At 67.0% G+C, this 17,772-nt stretch carries 13 protein-coding genes; 9 read left to right on the forward strand and 4 right to left on the reverse strand.

Annotation, left to right across the window (positions count from 1 at the left end):
* Positions 1–126: 126 nt before the first annotated feature.
* The 4 genes from DESUT3_RS15440 to polA form a co-directional block, all read right to left on the reverse strand.
* On the reverse strand, positions 127–3,696 hold the full coding sequence (locus tag DESUT3_RS15440; RefSeq protein WP_221249363.1) for a translocation/assembly module TamB domain-containing protein: 3,570 nt from the start codon (positions 3,694–3,696) through the stop codon (positions 127–129).
* A 37-nt stretch (positions 3,697–3,733) separates the two neighbouring features.
* The gene (locus DESUT3_RS15445; RefSeq protein WP_221249364.1) at positions 3,734–4,624 is read right to left on the reverse strand and encodes an acyltransferase; all 891 of its coding nucleotides are present in this window, start codon (positions 4,622–4,624) and stop codon (positions 3,734–3,736) included.
* Between the two features lie 7 nt (positions 4,625–4,631).
* Positions 4,632–5,564 carry a VanZ family protein gene (locus DESUT3_RS15450; protein WP_221249365.1) on the reverse strand — a complete coding sequence of 311 codons (933 nt, stop codon included), beginning with the start codon at positions 5,562–5,564 and terminating at the stop codon, positions 4,632–4,634.
* Positions 5,565–5,736: 172 nt separating this feature from the next.
* Complete coding sequence (gene polA / locus DESUT3_RS15455; RefSeq protein WP_221249366.1) at positions 5,737–8,412, reverse strand: DNA polymerase I; 2,676 nt, start codon at positions 8,410–8,412, stop codon at positions 5,737–5,739.
* A 298-nt stretch (positions 8,413–8,710) separates the two neighbouring features.
* On the opposite strand from polA, the gene gspC reads away from it, so the two are divergent.
* The 9 genes from gspC (at position 8,711) to gspK (ending at position 17,767) form a co-directional block, all read left to right on the forward strand.
* Positions 8,711–9,604 carry a type II secretion system protein GspC gene (gene gspC, locus DESUT3_RS15460; RefSeq protein ID WP_221249367.1) on the forward strand — a complete coding sequence of 298 codons (894 nt, stop codon included), beginning with the start codon at positions 8,711–8,713 and terminating at the stop codon, positions 9,602–9,604.
* A 68-nt stretch (positions 9,605–9,672) separates the two neighbouring features.
* Entirely contained in the window at positions 9,673–11,778 is a 2,106-nt protein-coding gene (gene gspD / locus DESUT3_RS15465; protein WP_221249368.1) for a type II secretion system secretin GspD, read from the forward strand.
* 4 nt (positions 11,779–11,782) lie between these two features.
* Positions 11,783–13,483 (forward strand): type II secretion system ATPase GspE, encoded by a 1,701-nt coding sequence (gene gspE / locus DESUT3_RS15470; RefSeq protein WP_221249369.1) that lies wholly within the window; start codon positions 11,783–11,785, stop codon positions 13,481–13,483.
* Positions 13,484–13,486: 3 nt separating this feature from the next.
* On the forward strand, positions 13,487–14,704 hold the full coding sequence (gene gspF / locus DESUT3_RS15475) for a type II secretion system inner membrane protein GspF (RefSeq protein WP_221249370.1): 1,218 nt from the start codon (positions 13,487–13,489) through the stop codon (positions 14,702–14,704).
* 129 nt (positions 14,705–14,833) lie between these two features.
* Positions 14,834–15,274, forward strand: coding sequence for a type II secretion system major pseudopilin GspG (gene gspG, locus DESUT3_RS15480; protein ID WP_221249371.1), 441 nt, complete (start codon positions 14,834–14,836; stop codon positions 15,272–15,274).
* On the forward strand, positions 15,249–15,752 hold the full coding sequence (locus tag DESUT3_RS15485; RefSeq protein ID WP_221249372.1) for a prepilin-type N-terminal cleavage/methylation domain-containing protein: 504 nt from the start codon (positions 15,249–15,251) through the stop codon (positions 15,750–15,752). Before gspG ends, DESUT3_RS15485 begins: the two co-directional genes overlap by 26 nt.
* Positions 15,753–15,770: 18 nt before the next feature.
* A complete protein-coding gene (gspI, locus tag DESUT3_RS15490) occupies positions 15,771–16,139 on the forward strand; it encodes a type II secretion system minor pseudopilin GspI (RefSeq protein ID WP_221249373.1) in 369 nt (122 codons plus the stop codon).
* A gap of 11 nt (positions 16,140–16,150) precedes the next feature.
* Positions 16,151–16,792 (forward strand): type II secretion system protein GspJ, encoded by a 642-nt coding sequence (locus tag DESUT3_RS15495; RefSeq protein WP_221249374.1) that lies wholly within the window; start codon positions 16,151–16,153, stop codon positions 16,790–16,792.
* A gap of 6 nt (positions 16,793–16,798) precedes the next feature.
* Positions 16,799–17,767 carry a type II secretion system minor pseudopilin GspK gene (gene gspK / locus DESUT3_RS15500; RefSeq protein ID WP_221249375.1) on the forward strand — a complete coding sequence of 323 codons (969 nt, stop codon included), beginning with the start codon at positions 16,799–16,801 and terminating at the stop codon, positions 17,765–17,767.
* The last annotated feature ends 5 nt before the right edge of the window (positions 17,768–17,772 follow it).

The raw sequence follows: 17,772 nt of genomic DNA on the forward strand, positions 1-17,772 counted from the left end.
TTCCCACCCATTATAAAAGATATCGCGACAATCCGCGACCTTGTTGTCCTTGGTCCTTGGTCCTTTGCCCGCCTCACTCCTCACTCCTCACTCCTCACTCCTCACTCCTCACTCCTCACGCCTCACTTACTTGCCCCCCGTCCGGTCGATCCTCCCCAGCCGCTTGACCATCTCCTTGAAGGAGATGCTGCGCGCCGGGGCGACGATGTCGATGCGCGGCGGCAGCAGCGCGCCGTAAACCAGGTAGCGGTCCGAACCGGGCCGGGCCGTCCCCTGAAGCCGGAACACGTCGTTCTCCAGCGAGCAGACGATGCCGATGCGCCGGTAGCGATAGAAATCGATGAAGCGGTAGATCCCCCGGGAGAGCGCAGCGGAGAGCCCGCCCTGGCTGAGGATCGAGAGGTTGTTCAGGGCCTTGACGCTGATGTTGCGCCGGCCCTGGTCGCGGGTTTCGAGGCGCGCGGTGAAGTGCGAAGGGGTCTTGCCGAACAGCCGCAGGCCGCGCACGTAGCCGTCGACCACCCCGTTCATCTCGCCGAACTCGAAGGTGTGGGTCAGCTGCTGCAGGTCGATGCCGGTAAAGTCCACGTCCCCCTGGAGGATCGGGTAGGAGGAGAAGGGTTCGCGGAAGCGGATGTCGCGGATGCGGATCTCGCCGCCGAAGGCGCTGATCGCCGCCTCCCCCCCGGTCTCCAGCTCGCCGCCGGCGTAGCGGATCTGCCCCAGGTCGGCGGAGACCGCGCCGGTCATGGGCACCGCGCCCAGGTCGGCGGTGAGACGCTCCAGGTCGACATCGGCGATGCGGATCCGCGCCGTCGCCTCGGGCCCCTCCCCCGCCATCGCGATTTCGGCATCGGCGATCTCCAGCAGCCCCCCGGCGACATTGAACACCACCGGAGTCCTGATTGCGAAGCGGTTGGGCCGGACGAGGATCTCCAGGGGCTGCCGGCGCAGGGCGGCCGGCCCGGCCTGCAGGCTCTCGCAGCCCAAGGCTCCCAGCCTGCCGCCCGCATCCCCCGTCGCCATGGCCGAAGCGCCGCCGGCCAGGTCGAAGGGAATCAGCCCGCTGCAGCCCTGCGCTTCAAGGGGCGAGCCGGGCAGCGCGAAACCGAGCGCCGCCGGGCGGATTTCCCCCCGGGCCCGCCACTGCTCCGTGGTGTGGCGAAGCTCGAGATCTCCCGCCAGGGCTCCGCGCAGCCGCAGCTCCTTCAAGCCCGGCGCGGCGGCAGTCAGCAGGGCGCGGAGGTAGGGAGCCGCCGGACCGTCGAACTGGTCGAGGGCCCAGGCCGCCTCAAGCTGGGCACCCTGGGGGCCATGGCGCCCCCGGCCCTGCAGGGCGCCGATCCGGGCGGCCGAGAAGGTAAAGCTTTCGGCCACCAACTCACCGGCTTGCGGCTGGTAGGTCCCCTTCAAGGCGAGCCGCCCCTGCAGCGCCGAAATGTCGGCATAAAAAGCGCCATAAAGCACCTCGCCGGCGCCGAGGCCGGTGTCGGCGGCCAGCTCGAGGCGCTGCCCGTCCAGGCTCCCCGAAAGAGACACCCGCCCCTGCAAGTGCCCGCCGGACAGACCGGCCATGCCGTCGGCCGAGAGGTATTCGAGCCCCTCGGCGGCAATGTTCTCCAGAGAGACTTCAAAACCCTCTTTGCCCAGCAGCCCCTCTCCCCGTCCGAAGATCCGCGACGCCTGCAGGCCGGCCATTTCGGCTGCGGCGGAAAAGGCCGGCACGGAAAAACCGACACCGTCCGCCGCCGGCGCGGCCCGGCCTTCCAGGCGCAGGGAGCTGAAGCTCCCCTGGGCCAGGGCGACCCGGTCGGCATCCAGTTCGGCCTCGAGCTGCCAGCGCCCCTCGCCGGACAGGGTGAGAAGCCCCTTGCCGCGCAGCGCCTCGGCCTCCCGGACCGCCGCCGGCAGCAGGCCGGGGCCCGCGATCAGGCCCAGCTCGCCCCAGTTCAGCGGACCCGCCTCGAAGGCAAGCCGATCGGGACTGCCGGCGGCGCGCAGCAGCGGTCGCCCCTTGGCGGTTGCGCGCAGCTCAAGGCGGGTGCGGCCGCCCTTCACCCGGGCATCCACCGCCAGCGCCAGCGGCGCCAGGTCAAGCTGGTAATCGCCGGTACGCCCCGGGCGCCGCTTCCCCTGGAGGCTTCCCTGCAGGGCCAGTTCGCCCTGTGTCCAGGTGCCGGCCGCCTGCAGGGTCGCCGCACCGGCCAGTTTGAGCTGCTCTGCGCCAAGCAGCCTCTTCTGCAGCAGCGCGGGGTCGGGCAGCTCGAGGGACAGGCGCCCCTCCGCCCTCCCCTCGGCGTATTCCGCCCGCAGCCGGGTCGGGGCGGAATCGGCCAGGCGCACTCTGCCCTCCGCCTGCCAGGCCTGCTGCCTGCGGAGAAGGTCGATGCTCAGGTCGGCAAAGGGGATGACCAGAGAATCGCTGCGCCACTCCCCCCTGTTGGCCTGAACCAGGGCGGCGGGTCCCTGCGGCTCCAGCCGTCCCTGCACCCGAAGTCCGTCCAATTCCCCGCGCAGGGCGGCCGGCAGCCCCTCGGCCACCCCCAGGGCGGCGAGCAGCTGCCGCAGGTGCCCGTCGCCCAGGCGCTCAGCCCGCAGCTCGCCCTGCCAGACGCCCCCGGGAGCTGAGGCTTCGGCGTACAGGACCGCCGGGTCCTCCCCTGCTGTCGGGGAGGGGATGTCGAGGTTCAGGCCGCCGGCCGCTCCGGCCTCGCCCCAGAGCCCCTGCAGCCTGCCGGCAATGGCGTCACCAAGCCGAAAGCGCCCGGCGCCGGCCCAGCCCGCTTCCCCCCGGTTCAGCTCCAGGCGCAGCCCCCGCAGGGGGACCTCGAGGGTTTCGTTCCAGGCCCGGGCGCCCTGCGCCCCGAATGCCAGCGCCAGCCCGGCTTCGCCCAGGCGAAGCGATACATCGGCGCCCAGCACTTCGAACCGCCAGCCTTCGGGCAGCAGCGGCGGGCGCCCCAGCGCCGCCGCGATGTTCGCCAGGTCGGTGTCGTCGAAACGCTCCAGGCGCAGGGCGCCACCGGCGCTGGTCGTCTCCCCGAGGGTCAGATCGAGGGGGGCGGCCAGCAGGTCCCGTTCGCCCCAGCGCAGCTGGTCGAGGCTGAGGGCGATCGCCCCGTCCCAGTTGGCGCCGCCGCGCACCGCCAGGGCAATCCCTTCGCCGGCGCCGAAGCGTCCCCTGGCCTGGAAATGGGACTGGGCGGTCCCCTGGGCATCGGCATGAAGTTCACTGAGAAGGTAGCTGCGGCCGGCCGCATTGAGAGTCAGGATCCCGTCGGAGATCAGCAGCCGGTCGATTTCCAAAGGGGGGTGGGAGGGCGGCGGGGCGCGGGGCGCGGGCGGCCGTGGTTCGGTCGGGGCGGTCAGTTCGACGCTGGGGCTCAGCAGGCGCAGGGCGGAGAGCCGACGGCGCAGCAGCGACGCCAGGGTGAAATCGGCCTCGATGCCGGGCAGCTCGATGGAAAACTCACCCGGCCGCTGAAGGGAAAGGTTGGTCAGCCTCAACCCGGACGGGTCGAGGTCGATGCGCTCCAGGCTCACCCGGGCGTCGAGACGCTCGGCGGCCACCCGCACCAGCAGCGGCCGGGCAAAACCGTCGAGCAGCCGCTCAGAAAAAAGCCAACCCACCCCGACCAGCAGCAGCAAGGCCAGCGCCAGGCCCCCCAGCAGGTATGTGATGCGGGTTTTGCGCATGGCTCCGACCTCGGCGGGCGGCGATGAAAAAGCGGAATTAACCCCGAAGCTGGTCGATCAGCGTATCCTTGTCCCGCCACAGCTCGCCGACCCACTGCCCGAAGCGTTCGCGGACACCGGGGTCATCGGAGTACCCCGAGCGCGGCAGGTCGTCCGGGACCGCCAACCGGCGCACATCCACCCGCACCCTTTGCAGACGCCCGCGGAGAAAGTCCCAGAAGCTCGGCACCCCGTCGGGATAAACGATGGTCAGGTCGACCACCGCTTCGATTTTATCATCCAGGGCCCCCAGCGCCAGGGCGACGCCCCCCGCCTTGGGCTTGAGCAGGTGCCGGTAGGGGGACTGCTGGTCCTGGTGCTTGGCCGCGGTGAAGCGGGTCCCCTCGAGAAAGCTGACGATGGAGATCGGCCGCCCCCGGTGCGCCGTGAATGCCCGCCGGGCCGCCTCCAGATCGCGCCCTCGCAGCTCCGGATGTTTTTCGAGGACTTCCTTGGGATAGCGGCGCATCAGCGGGAATTCCAGCGCCCACAGGGCCACCCCCAGCAGGGGGACCCAGAGCATCTGTTGCTTGGCGAAAATCTTGGGAAAGGAGATGCGCCGCCCCAGCACCATCAGCAGCACGATCAGGTCGACCCAGCTCTGGTGGTTGGCCACCACCAGATACCAGTTCTTCCGCTCGATCCCCGCATCGCAGCGCACCTGCCAGTCGATGGACTGGGTCAGCCGGGTGATGAGCCGGGTGCCGCCGATCCAGCCGTCGGCCAGCCACAGCAGACCGGCGCTGCAACGCCCCTGCCAGGCGGGGCCGCGCAGCAGCGCCTTGGCCAGGGCCAGGGCGTAAATGGGCAGGCACCAGAAAACCGTGTTCAACAGGTAGACCCCGTACACGGTGGCCCCACGCAGGGATTCGAGGATGGTTTTCAACATGGTAGCTTCAGTTTAACAGGCGAAGGTGGTCGAGAAAAATGACCACCGGCTGTTCCAGTTTCGCGGCGAACAACCCCACCCCCTGCACCTGGGACAGGTCGAGTTCGCGGTCGCGGGGCGCACGGCGCACCTCGGCGAGGGAGACACGGATGGGGTTCCAGCCCGGCTGCAGGATGAAGCGGGTATTGAAACGGTCGCTGTAGCGGCTGCGGTTGCCCAGGTGAGCCCGGTCGTGGATGCGGAAATGCAGTTCCAGGGGCTCCTTGCCAGGGTTGAAGACCTCCAGGCCCAGCTGCTCGAAGCCGCGCCAGTCGCCGGGAAAGTGCTTCAGGTAGACGCCCGAGTAGCGGTCGGTGTTCAGTTCCACCCGCAGCGCCCCGCGGCCGTGGGCAGTGGTGCCCAGCTCGACGCGGTAGCGGGAGTTGCCCCACATGCGCCCCGATTCGAAGGGGGTCTCGAAATCGGCCAGTACAGGGAACTGCTTCAGGGCGAGCAACTCGTCCGCCAGCGCCTTGGCCATCGGCCAGGCGCTGGCCAGCAGCACCAGCAGCACCCCGGCCTGCAGGGATCGCCGCAACGGGAGCGGAATCCTCCGGCGGCCGGGGACAAAAAACGCCAGCGCGGTCAGGCCGCCGAGCAGGTCGCGGGCCACGTCCTGCAGATCCGGCGAGCGGCCCACCCCGCCCTGGAGCACTTCGGTCAGTCCGCCCAAAAACAGGCAGAGCACCAGGGTGACCAGCAGCTGCCGCCGCCAGCCCCAGGCCGCCGCCCGTTTCCAGAGGGTCAGCAGCAGGCGCGTCCAGAGCAGAAAGCAAAGCACATGGCCGAGGTTCCAGGCCAGGCGCAGCGAGCGCGGGGTGAAATCCCCCGGTCCGCCGACGAACAGCAGCACCAGGCAGGCGAGCGCACCGCAAAGAAGGATGAAGTCTTGGATCTTCAAAGGGTTGGCACCTGTTTAGTATTCAAACCAAGGCAGAGGGAAAACCCGGTCGCGGCCGCATGGAATCCGTCGGATCCGACGCGGCCGCAATCTTCCCGCCCCCACGGTCCACGGTCCACGGTCCACGGTCCACGGTCCACGGTCCACGGTCCACGGTCCACGGTCCACGGTCCTAATGCGCCTCGCGCCAGTTCTTCCCCACGCCCATATCGACCACCAGCGGCACGTCGAGCTCCACCGCCCCCTCCATCTCTTTTTTCACCAGGGCCTTGACCTGTTCCAGCTCGGCCTCGGGCACATCGAACACCAGTTCGTCGTGCACCTGCAGCACCATGCGGGTCTTGAGCTTTTCCTGCTGCAGGCGCTCGTGGATGCGGACCATGGCGACTTTGATGATGTCGGCCGCCGAGCCCTGGATGGGGTAGTTGATGGCGTTGCGCTCGGCGTAGCCGCGCACCGCGCCGTTGCGGCTGTGGATCTCGGGGATCGCGCAGTGGCGCCCGAGCAGGGTGGTGACGTAGGCCTGCTCCCGGGCCTGCTCCTTCATCTGCTCCATGAAGCCGGAGACCTTGGGATAGCGGGCGAAGTAGTTCTCGATGTACTGCTTGGCCTCCTTGTTGCCGATCCCCAGGGCCTTGGCCAGGCCGAAGGCGCCCATGCCGTAGAGCACGCCGAAGTTGATGGTCTTGGCCTGGCGGCGCATCTCGGCGGTGACCATATCGGGGAACACCCCGAAAATCTCGCTGGCGGTGCGCCGGTGGATGTCCTCGCCGCGCTCGAAGCTCTCGCGCAGCACCTCCTCGCCGGCCATGTGCGCCAGGATGCGCAGTTCGACCTGGGAGTAGTCGGCCGAGAGCAGCAGGTTCCCTTGGGCGGGGATGAAGGCCTCGCGGATGCGGCTCCCCTCCTCGGTGCGAATGGGGATGTTCTGCAGGTTCGGCTCGCTCGAGGAGAGCCTGCCGGTGGCGGTCACCGTCTGGTTGAAGGAGGTGTGGATGCGCCCGGTATCGGGGTGCACCAGCTTGGGCAGGGCATCGCTGTAGGTGCTCTTGAGCTTGGCCAGCGAGCGGAAGTCGAGGATGCGCGCGGCGATCTCATGCTCTTCGGCCAGCTTGTTGAGCACCTCGACGTCGGTGGACCAGCCGGTCTTGGTCTTCTTGCCCCGCGGCAGCCCCAAACGCTCGAAGAGCACCTCGCCCAGCTGCTTGGGCGAGCCGATGTTGAATGAGCCGCCGGCCAGCTGGTGGATCTCTTTTTCCAGGGCGGCGAGCTTGACCTCCATCTCGGCGGAGAGTTTTTCCAGGAAACCTGCGTCGATGCGCACACCGTCCCATTCCATGTCGGCCAGCACCGCCACCAGGGGCATCTCCACCTCGGCGAAGAGCTGCTGCTGGCCGCTCTCTTCAACCATCGGCGCCAGTTTCTCGGCCAGGCGCAGGGTGATGTCGGCATCCTCGGCGGCGTAGACCACCGCCTTTTCCACCTCGACCTCGTCGAAGCCGATCTGGCTGCGGCCGCTGCCGGTCACCTCGGAATAGCTGATGGTCTTGTAGCTGAGCAGTTCGGCGGCCAGGTTGTCCATGCCGTGGGATTTGGCGGCCGGGTTGGCGAGGTAGGAGGCGACCATGGTGTCGAAGGCGATGCCGCGCACTTCGACCCCGGCTCGGCGCATCACCAGCACGTCGTACTTGATGTTCTGGCCGACCTTGGGCAGCGCCTGGTCCTCGAAGAGCGGCCGCAGCCTGTCGAGCACCAGCCGGCGCTCGAGCTGCTCGGGCGCCCCCAGGTAGCGGTGGGCCAGGGGGATGTACCAGGCTTCGCCGGGCGTGACGGCGAAGGAGATGCCGACCAGATCGGCGCGGGTCGGGTCGAGGCTGGTGGTTTCGGTATCGAAGGCGATGCGCGGCGCCTTTTTCAGCGTCGCCACCAGGGCATCGAGCTCGGCTTCGCTGAGCACGGCGCGATACCCCTCGCCGGTGGCCCGCTCGTCGCTGGAGAATTCCTGGATCAGCTTGTGGAATTCCATCTCCTTGAAAATGGCGGTCAGCGCCCCGCGATCCGGTTCCGAAAGCACGAAGCTGTCGTAATCGACCTCCAGCTGCACATCGTCCCTGAGGGTGACCAGCTCTCTGGAGAGCCGCGCCTGCTCGGCGAAATCGCGCAGGTTCTCCTGGCGCTTCTTCCCCTTGACCTTGTCGATATTCGCCAGCAGGTGCTCGACGCTGCCGAACTCGGCGATCAGGTCCCGGGCGGTCTTTTCGCCGATCCCCGGCACCCCCGGCACGTTGTCCGAGCTGTCGCCGGCCAGGGCCTGCACCTCCACCACCTTGTCGGGGGTGCCGCCGAAGCGCTCGGCGACCTCCTCGAGGCCGAAGACCTTGTCCTTCATGGTGTCGAGCAGCCGCACCCGGTCGGAGACGATCTGCATCAGGTCCTTGTCGCCGGTGACCACGGTGATCTCCATCCCCTCGGCGGCAAACTTCTTCGCCAGGGTGGCGATGATGTCGTCGGCCTCGTAACCGACCAGCTCCAGCGCCGGCATGTTGAAGGCCCGCACCAGGTTCTTGATGACCGGAATCTGCGGCACCAGGTCCTCGGGCATGGCGCTGCGGTTGGCCTTGTATTCGGGGTAGAGCTCCTTGCGAAAGGACGGACCCTTGGCGTCAAATACCACGGCCAGGTGATCGGGGGCGTGCTCGCGCACCACCTTGAGCAGCATGTTGGTGAAACCGAACACCGCGTTGGTCGCCTCCCCCTTGGAGTTGGAGAGGTGGCGAATAGCGAAGTAGGCACGATAAATGTAAGAAGAGCCGTCGATCAGGAACAGCCGCTTGGCTTGCCGGGTCATGAAACACCTTTCGGTTAAACGGAACGGGGTCGGGCCGCGCCATTATTCCACAGTCGCCCGGGAATTGAAAGTATCCATAAGGGACCCGCAAACCACCCCGTGGCGCCCCCGCCCCGGCATCCCGCCAAGGGGATGCCGGACGGAAGACCGCCGTGCCGGCAAAGGCACCGGCCCGGGCTGCCGAATTTGGGGAAAGACCTTGCATTTTTACCTGTCTGCCCATATCCTTTTAGCTTGATTAATCACACTGTCCCCTGGGGCCCGCCGCCGACCATCCGGCTCTGCCAACGGATTAACGATGCTTTCCTTCATCCAGAGATATTTCCGAGGGATCTACCTGCTGCTGTTCAGCCTGCTCGGCCTCTCCCTGGGGGGACTGACCGCCACCGGACTGGGGGTGCTGCTGAGCCCGCCGATCCGCTTCGACGAAGGGACGGTCCGCGAGGCGCCGGCCCCGACCCGCAAGGCCTCGCTGAGCGATTACCAGGTGGTCCTGCAGCGCAACATCTTCGACTCGACCGGCCAGGGCGTCCAGTCCCTCGCGCCGGCCCCCCAGCCTGACCAGCCCGCCGAAAGGAGCGCCGGTCCCCGGACCAGTCTGACCCTGCTCGGCACGGTGGCCGCGGGCCCGGATTCCCTGGCCCTGATCCGCGCCGGCAACGAAGGGGCCATTTACCGGTTGGAGGATGAGGTTCCCGGTGGGGGGAAGGTTTCCGAAATCACCCGCAGCCTGGTGAAGATCCAATACCCCGACGGCAGCGTCGAGGTGCTCCAGCTCTTCGAACCAGCCGGCGGCAGCGCCCCCGGCGCCGCCTCCGCCCCTGGCCCGACGGGCGCCGCGGAGTCGGGGGAGGGGATCCGCGAGGTGGGTGAAAACCGCTGGGAAATCGCCCAGTCCGAGGTGGAAAAAGCCCGCGGCAACATCAACGAACTGCTCAAGCAGGCGCGCATGGAGCCGAACATCGTCGACGGCCGGACCGAGGGGTTCGTGGTGCGCATGATCCAGCGCAACTCGCTTCTGGCCAAACTGGGCATTCGTCGGGGCGACGTGGTCATGCAGGTCAACGGGGTGGAACTCGACAGCCCCGAAAAGGCCCTGCAGATCTTCCAGCAACTGCGCGAGGCCCGCAACATCTCCATCGGCCTGACCCGCAATGGCGAGCCGATGAATTTCGAGTATGATATCAACTAGTTTCCGGCCGTTTTTGTCTGGCTGGACGTCCCTTTGAGTACCAGGAACCAAGGAGGCCATCCCCGGTGATGATCCGCACTCTAAAAAGCCTGGGCGCCGCCATGCTGCTGGCCGCGCTCTGCCTTCACCCGACCAATCTGGCTGCCCAGCAGCCGGCTACCGCGCCCGCCGTCGCCGACGGGAAGGTGACCCTCGATTTTCGCGACATCGAGCTCACCGACCTGATCAAGACCATCAGCGAGCTGACCGGCAAAAACTTCATCTACGACGACACGGTGCGGGGCAAGGTGACCATCATTTCCCCGCAGAGCATGAGCCTCGACGAGGCTTACCAGCTGTTTCTCACCGTGCTCAACGTGCGCGATTTCACCGTGGTCCCTTCGGGGAACGTCAACAAGATCGTCGCCAACAAAAACGCCAAGGAGAGCAATCTCCCCACGCTGACCGACGGTCCGGCTCGGGCTGGTGAAAACTACGTCACCAGGCTCGTGCCGCTGTCGAATATCGACGCCAACCTGCTGGCCACCTCGGTGCTGACCCCGCTGGTTCCCAAGACCAGCAGCATCGTCGCCTTCTCCCCGTCCAACACCCTGGTGATCACCGACAGCGGCGCCAACATCGACCGGCTGGTGCGCATCATCAAGCAGCTCGACGTCCCCAGCGGGCTCGAAGCACTGGAGGTGATCACCCTGGATTTCGCCAGCGCTGAGGAGGTGGCCAGCATCGCCTCCCAGGTCCTCACCCAGACGCTGGCCACCCCCAGGCGCGGTCGGGCCGCGGCCAACGTGCAGACCGCCGGCACCTCGGAGATGAGCAAGATCATCCCCTATTCGCGCACCAACGCCCTGGTGATCATGGCCACGGCCGACGACCTGGCGACGATCCGCGGCCTGGTGGCCAAGCTCGACCAGAAGCAGCCGGAGAAACGCTCCAACATCAACGTCTACTACCTGGAGAACGCCGACGCCGAGACCCTGGCCAAGACCCTCAACGAAATTCTTACCGGCATCAAGGCCCAGGCCCGCACCACCCCTCGGCAGACTGCCCAGGCCGCGGCCGGCGCGGCCCAGCAGGTGGCGCTGGTCAGCGAGGCGGTGAGCATCACCGCCGACAAGCCGACCAACTCGCTGATCATCAACGCCACCCCCGAAGACTACGAGATTCTCCGCGGCATCATCGGCCAGCTCGACATCAAGCGCAAGCAGGTCTTCGTCGAGGCGCTGATCCTCGAGCTCTCCATGGACGCCACCCAGAACCTCGGTGCCTCCCTGCAGGGGGCCCTCGACGTGGGGAGCGACAGCGTGGTGTTCGGCACCAGCAACCTCAATACCGGCCCGGCCGGCCTCTCCGACCTCGCTTCCAGCACCGGCGAGGACGGCGGCCTTCCCACGCTGCTCAGCCGGACCATCAACGGCATCCTGCTCGGCGGCCTGTTCAACCCGATCACCGTGGTCGGCCCCGACGGCAACACCATCAGCGTACCGGCCCTCTCGGCCCTCATCGACCTGTCGCGCACCGACTCCAACGTCAACATTCTCTCGGCGCCGCGCCTGCTGACTTCGGACAACGAAGAGGCCGAAATCATCGTCGGCTCCAACGTGCCGATCATCACCCAGCGACTCACCGACACCGGCGGCAGCGCCGGGCTGGCGCAGAGCGTGGCGGTGGAGCGCCAGGACGTGGCGCTGACCCTGCGCTTCACCCCCCAGGTCACCGAGGGGGACTTGGTGCGCCTCAACGTTTTCCAGGAGATCACCGACATCGCCACCAACAGCGTCGGCGACGTCGACCAGGTGGGCCCCACCTTGACCAAGCGCGCCCTGCGCAACACGGTGCTGGCCGAAAACGGCAAGACCGTGGTGCTCGGCGGCCTGATCGGCACCAACGTCCAGGAGACCATCAGCAAGGTGCCGTTCCTCGGCGACCTGCCGCTGCTCGGTTGGCTGTTCCGCAGCGAGGGGACCCAGGAGCGCAAGACCAACCTGCTGATCTTCATCACCCCGCGCATCGTGCGCAACGCCGAGGACCTGGCCGCCGTTACCCGGCGCAGCCGCGACAGCATGTACAATTTTCAGCAGGAGCAGATGCGCTCCAGCCTGAGCAGCGACTACATGGAGTCGTTCCGGGACAACCTGATCGGCATCCCCATGCAGGATGCCCCCCCGGGCAACTGACCCCATGAGTGCCTGGAAACCCCTCGGGGAGATACTTCGGGAAAGCTACCAGATCCCCGCCGAACGCATCGAGGTCGCCCTCGCCGCCCAGGCGGAGAAAAAGCTGCGGCTCGGCGAAATCCTGCTCGGCATGAAGGCCCTGAGCAGCGAAGTGCTGGCGCGGGCTCTCGCCGAACAACAGCAGATCCCCTTTCTCGACAGGGTCGTCGCCGACGCCTCGGTCAACGAACTGCTCGGCCAGGTGCCGATCACCTTCGCCAAGGAGTACCGGGTCTTCCCCCTGGAACGGCGCGAAGGGGTCCTGCGGGTCGCCGTGGCCGACCCCCTCGACACCCGCCCGCTCAACGACCTGGCCGCCCTGACCCGGGAGATCATCGAGGTCTGCGTTGCCCAGCCCGAGGAGATCCTGCGCGCCATCAACCGCAGCTACGAGGACCGCGCCGGCGAGGCCCAGGAGTTCGTCGAGGAGATCGAGGGCCAGGGGGCCGAAGGGCTGGCCCGGGGCCTGGAGCCCGCCGACCTGCTCGACGCCTCGGACGAGGCGCCGATCATCCGCTTCGTCAACAGCCTGATCACCCAGGGCTACCGCGAGCGGGCCAGCGACATCCACATCGAGCCCTTCGAAAACGCCCTCATCGTGCGCTACCGCATCGACGGCGTGCTCTACGAGGTGCTGCGGCCGCCGCACAAGGCTCAGGCCAGCATCACCTCGCGCATCAAGATCATGTCCGGGCTCAACATCGCCGAGAAGCGCTTGCCCCAGGACGGCCGCTTCCGCGTGCGCATCGCTGGCAAGGACCTCGACGTGCGCGTCTCGACCCTGCCCACCGCCTTCGGCGAGCGGGTGGTCATGCGTCTGCTCGAGCAGTCCTCGAGCGTGCTGACCCTCGAGGACGTGGGGATGGAGTCCGAGCTGCTGGCCCAGGTCAACCGGATGATCCACAAGAGCCACGGCATCTTCCTGGTCACCGGCCCCACCGGTTCGGGCAAGACCACCACCCTCTATGCAGCCCTGACCCGGCTCAACAGCCGCGAGAAGAACATCATCACCGTCGAGGACCCCATCGAGTACCAGCTCTCCGGGGTCGGTCAGATTCAGGTCAACCCCAAGATCAACCTGACCTTCGCCAACGGCCTGCGCTCCATCCTGCGCCAGGACCCGGACATCATCATGGTCGGCGAGATCCGCGACGGCGAAACCGCCGAGATCGCCGTGCAGTCGGCGCTGACCGGCCACATGGTCTTCTCGACCCTGCACACCAACGACGCCGCCGGGGCCCTGACCCGCCTGGTCGAGATGGGGATCGAGCCGTTTCTGGCCGCCTCCTCCATCGTCGGCATCCTCGCCCAGCGCCTGGTGCGGCGCATCTGCCCCGACTGCCGCGAGGCCTACCACCCCGCCCCCGAGCTGATCCGCGAGATGGGGCTGGAAGGCGCGGTCCCCGCCGGGGCCGCCTTCTACCGCGGCAAGGGCTGCCCGAGCTGCATGGATATCGGCTACCGCGGCCGCACCGGCATCTACGAGCTGCTGACGGTGGACGAGCAGATCCGCGACCTGCTGCTGCAGAACAAGGACTCCTCCTCCATCAAGGCCTCGGCCATGCGCCGCGGCATGCAGCCGCTGCGCGAGTCGGGGCTGGCCAGGGCCCTCAAGGGCGAGACCACCCTCGAGGAAGTCGTGCGCGTCACCCAGGAGGAGGTATAAACCTTGCCCTTGTTCGAGTACAGCGGCCTGAATGCCCAGGGCAAGAAGGTTTCGGGAGTCGTCGAGGGCTCGGGCAGAAAGGCGGTCATCCAGAAACTGCGCGGCGAGGGGGTTTACCCCACGGAGCTGCGCGAGGAGAAGGCCGCCGGCGCCAAGCGTGCCCTGTTCAAGCGGGAGTTTCGCCGCCGGGTGCCGGTGGCGGAGCTGGCCGCGGCCACCCGCCAGCTGGCGACCCTGCTCGGCGCCGGCCTCTCCCTCGACGAAGCCCTCGGCACCGTGGCCGGACAGCTGGAGCAACCCACCCTGGCCCGCGCCATGGGCACGGTGCGCGACGAGGTGATCCAGGGCGAGTCCCTGCACGCCTCGCTGGAGAAGCACCCGCGGATCTTCGCCCCCCTGTACGTCAACATGGTGCAGGTCGGCGAAAACACCGGCACCCTCGACCAGGTGCTGCAGCGGCTGGCGGATTTTCTCGAAGACCAGGCCCGCCTTAAGTCACGCATCACCGCGGCCATGGCCTATCCGCTGCTGATGGCGCTGATCGGCGCCGGGGTGCTGTTCTTCCTGTTCACCTTCGTGGTGCCCAAGGTCACCCGGATGCTCGAGGACCTCGGCCAGGCCCTGCCCTGGCCGACCCGCATGCTGATCGCCGGTAGCGACCTGCTCGGCCAATGGTGGTGGGTCGGCGTGCTGCTGCTGGCTGGGGCCCTGTTTTTGCTGCGCCGCTACGCCGCCACCGAGGCCGGGCGCATGCACCTCGACCGGCTGGCCCTGCGGGCGCCGCTGTTCGGCCGGCTCAACCTGCTGCTGGCCACCGCCCGACTGACCCGCACCCTGGCCACCCTGCTGCGTAGCGGGGTGCCCCTGCTCAAGGCCCTGGACATCGCCCGGAACCTGCTGCAGAACCGGGTGCTGCGCAAGGCCATCGAAGATACCGCGGTAGCGGTGCGCGAAGGCGAGGGGCTGGCCCCTCCCCTGCGCCGCTCTGGGGTTTTCCCGCCCATGGTGGCGCAGATGGCCGCCGTCGGCGAGCGCAGCGGCGAGCTCGAGGAGATGCTGCTGCGGGTCTCCGAATCCTACGAGCACCAGGTCGATATGTCCATCGCGGGGATGCTCTCGCTGCTCGAGCCGGTCATGATCCTGTTCATGGGCGGCGCCGTCGGCTTCATCGTCATGGCCATCCTGCTGCCGATCTTCCAGGCCAGCCAGGGGATGGGGTGAAAGGCAGTAATTCGTCGTAATGCGTGATAAGTAATTAGTAACTGGTAAAAGCCCCAAGGCGTTCTCTGCGGGCTCTATTGAGCGCAGCGAACGGGCGAGAGGCGGATCTTAAAAGGAGCAATAGATAAAATGCGCAAATCGATTCTACGCAGCAACAGGGGTTTCACCCTGATCGAGATCATGGTCGTGGTGGTCATCCTCGGCATCCTCGCCGCCATCGTCGTCCCAAGGCTGCTGGAGCGGCCCGAGGAGGCACGGCGGGTCAAGGCGGCCGCCGACATCAAGGGGCTCGAGGAGGCGATCGGGCTGTTCAAGCTCGACAACGGCTTCTACCCCTCCACCGACCAGGGGCTGCAGGCCCTGGTCAGCAAGCCCGAGACCGGCCGTATCCCCACCAAATACCACGAGGGCGGCTACCTGAAGAACCTGCCCAAGGACCCCTGGGGCAGCGACTATGTCTACCTCTCCCCGGGTATCCACGGCGAGTACGACATCATCTCCTATGGCGGCGACGGCGAGCCCGGCGGCGAGGGGAACAGCGCGGATGTCAACAGCTGGGAAATCGAATAGGGGCTTCACCCTCGTCGAGCTGGCCCTGGTGCTGCTGCTGATCGGCCTGTTCGCCGGGCTGACCGTGCCGCTGCTCACCGGGGTCGGCGAGGACAGCCTCGGCTCCTCGGCCCGGCGCATCGCCGGTACGGTCAAGTACTATTACAACGAGGCGGCGCTCAAGCAGACCCCCTTTCGGCTGGTCTACGACATCGACAATGGGACCTTCAGGGTCAAGCAGCTGGAGCGCGACGGCGAACTGGTCGATGCCGAAGGGGTCGGCCGCCTGCAGCGGCTCAAGGGGGATGTGCGGTTCAAGGATCTGGACATCGCCGGGCGCGGCAAACGCAGCAGCGGCGAGGTGGTCACCGAAATCCTCCCCATCGGCTGGATGGAGGGGACGGTCATCCACCTGGCGGAAGGCTCGCGCAACCTGACCCTGCGCATCAACCCCTTTACCGGGCAGACGGAAGTTTTCGATGGGTATCGGGAATTTTGAACCCGTGATTGGTGACTGGTGACTGGTAACGGCAAAGGCTTTACGCTGCTCGAGGTCATGATCGCCCTGGCGATCGCCGGGATCGCCCTGATCACCCTGCTGTCGCTGGGCAATCGCTCCCTGGGCACCCACACCCGGCTGCAGAAGATCACCCAGGCGACCCTGCTGGCCCAGGAGCGGATGACCGAGATCGAGGCCTCCGCCGAGGCGCGCACCCTGAACTACGCCGACGACGCGGAGCCCTTCGAAGACCCCTTTGGGGAATTCCGCTGGAGCGTTCACTTCGAGGATACCCCCATCCCCTCGGTGCGCATGGTGACCGTCAAGGTGCTCTGGGGCGAAGAGGCGAAAAACGAGCTGGTCGAGCTCAGTTCGTTCCTGTTCTGATGAGGAATTTGTTGGGCCTGAACCCAAAAAGCATAAAACCCATTTCAGGGGTCGCGCCCCCTGGCGGCTTCACCCTCGTCGAGGTGCTGGTCGCCGTCACCATCACCAGCTTGCTGCTGCTCTCGGTCTACGGCGTGTTCACCTCGGTGAGCCGCACCAAGCAGCGGCTGGAGAGCGACGGTGAAGGCTACCACCAGGCCCGGGTGCTGTTCGACCGCATCGGGCGCGAGGTGCGCGGCGCGTTTTTCAGTTCCGGCTCGCCGGGGACGCTGTTCAAGGGCGGCGAGAACGCCGACCGCAACAAGTACCTCGAGCTGACCACCACCGCCGTCACCCCCCAGGGGAGCGGCGGGGCCGGGATCGCGGTGGTGCAGTACGAACTGGCCCTGGATCGCGAGGGGCAGCAGGAGCGCCGGGTGCTACTGCGCCGCGAATATTCCCTGTCCGACAGCGAGGGGCCCGAGCGGCTCCCCTACCGCCTGGCCACCGGCATCGAGTCGATGCAGTTGCGTTTTTACAGCGGCAGCGACTGGTTCGAGGAATGGGATGCGGCAAGCCAGGGGCTGCCGCACATGGTGGAGGTGACCCTTTCGGTACGGGTCGGCGAGCAGCCGGTCCCCTTCCGCACCATCCTCGAAGTGCCGAGGATTTAGGTCGTCATGAAGAGCCTGCGCCAGGAAAAAGGGATGGTCCTGCTGCTGGTCCTGGTGGTGGTGGCCCTGCTCGCCTCGCTGCTGACCGAGCTGGCGTTTTCGACCCTGGTCGACCTGCGGCTGACCGAGACCTTCCGCGACAGCACCCGCGCCTACTACCTGGCCAAAGGGGGGGTGCGGGTCGGGCGGATCATCCTGCAGGAGGACAGCAACGAATACGACGCCCGCAACGACCCCAGTGAACTCTGGAGCCTGGGCCTGGCCAATTACCCGGTGGGCGACGGGGTGGTTTCGGTGACCGTCGAGGACCAGGGGGGCAAGCTCGACGTCAATCGACTGGTGCGAGACGTCCAGGGCCAACCGCGGGTCAACGTCGACCCGGACTTCAAGGGTTATTTTTACCGGTTCTTCCGGGACGTGCTGGGACTCGCCAACGGGGAGGAGCTCACCGCCGCGCTGATCGACTGGATCGACGAGGATGACACGCCCTACGTCGACCCTGACACGGGCGCGACCCTCGGTACCGAAAGCGATTATTACCTGCGGCTCGACAAGCCCTATCCGTGCAAAAACGGGCCCTTCGACACCCTGGAGGAACTGGCCCTGGTGCGCGGCTTCACCCCCGAGGTGATGAAGCTGATCCGCGACCATGTTACCGTGCACGGCAGCGGCAAGATCAACATCAACACAGCCACGGCGGAGGTGCTGATGAGCCTTTCGGACGACCCGGTCATCGACCGGGCCGCCGCCGAGGACATCATCGCCATCCGCGAACGCGAACCCTACAAATCCGCGGCGGATCTTCAGACCGTCAACAACCTGCCGGGCATGTCGAACCTGGACCGACGGCACTTCGTTCTCAAGAGTGAGACCTTCCACATCTGGGCCCGGGGCGAGGTCGGCGACGGAGCCAGGGAGGTGGAGGCCTTCGTGCTGAAAGCCGGGGACAAGCTGCTTTATTTCAAGGTAAACTGACCATC

It is taken from the genome of Desulfuromonas versatilis (assembly GCF_019704135.1).
Taxonomy (GTDB): Bacteria; Desulfobacterota; Desulfuromonadia; order Desulfuromonadales; family NIT-T3; genus Desulfuromonas_A; species Desulfuromonas_A versatilis.

Bases quoted from the DNA above. Each gene is read 5' to 3' on its own strand.
- DESUT3_RS15440 (WP_221249363.1), bottom strand. From the start codon at position 3,696: ATGCGCAAAACCCGCATCACATACCTGCTGGGGGGCCTGGCGCTGGCC.
- DESUT3_RS15445 (WP_221249364.1), bottom strand. From the start codon at position 4,624: ATGTTGAAAACCATCCTCGAATCCCTGCGTGGGGCCACCGTGTACGGG.
- polA (WP_221249366.1), bottom strand. From the start codon at position 8,412: ATGACCCGGCAAGCCAAGCGGCTGTTCCTGATCGACGGCTCTTCTTAC.
- gspC (WP_221249367.1), top strand. From the start codon at position 8,711: ATGCTTTCCTTCATCCAGAGATATTTCCGAGGGATCTACCTGCTGCTG.
- gspD (WP_221249368.1), top strand. From the start codon at position 9,673: ATGATCCGCACTCTAAAAAGCCTGGGCGCCGCCATGCTGCTGGCCGCG.
- gspE (WP_221249369.1), top strand. From the start codon at position 11,783: ATGAGTGCCTGGAAACCCCTCGGGGAGATACTTCGGGAAAGCTACCAG.
- gspG (WP_221249371.1), top strand. From the start codon at position 14,834: ATGCGCAAATCGATTCTACGCAGCAACAGGGGTTTCACCCTGATCGAG.
- DESUT3_RS15485 (WP_221249372.1), top strand. From the start codon at position 15,249: ATGTCAACAGCTGGGAAATCGAATAGGGGCTTCACCCTCGTCGAGCTG.
- gspK (WP_221249375.1), top strand. From the start codon at position 16,799: ATGAAGAGCCTGCGCCAGGAAAAAGGGATGGTCCTGCTGCTGGTCCTG.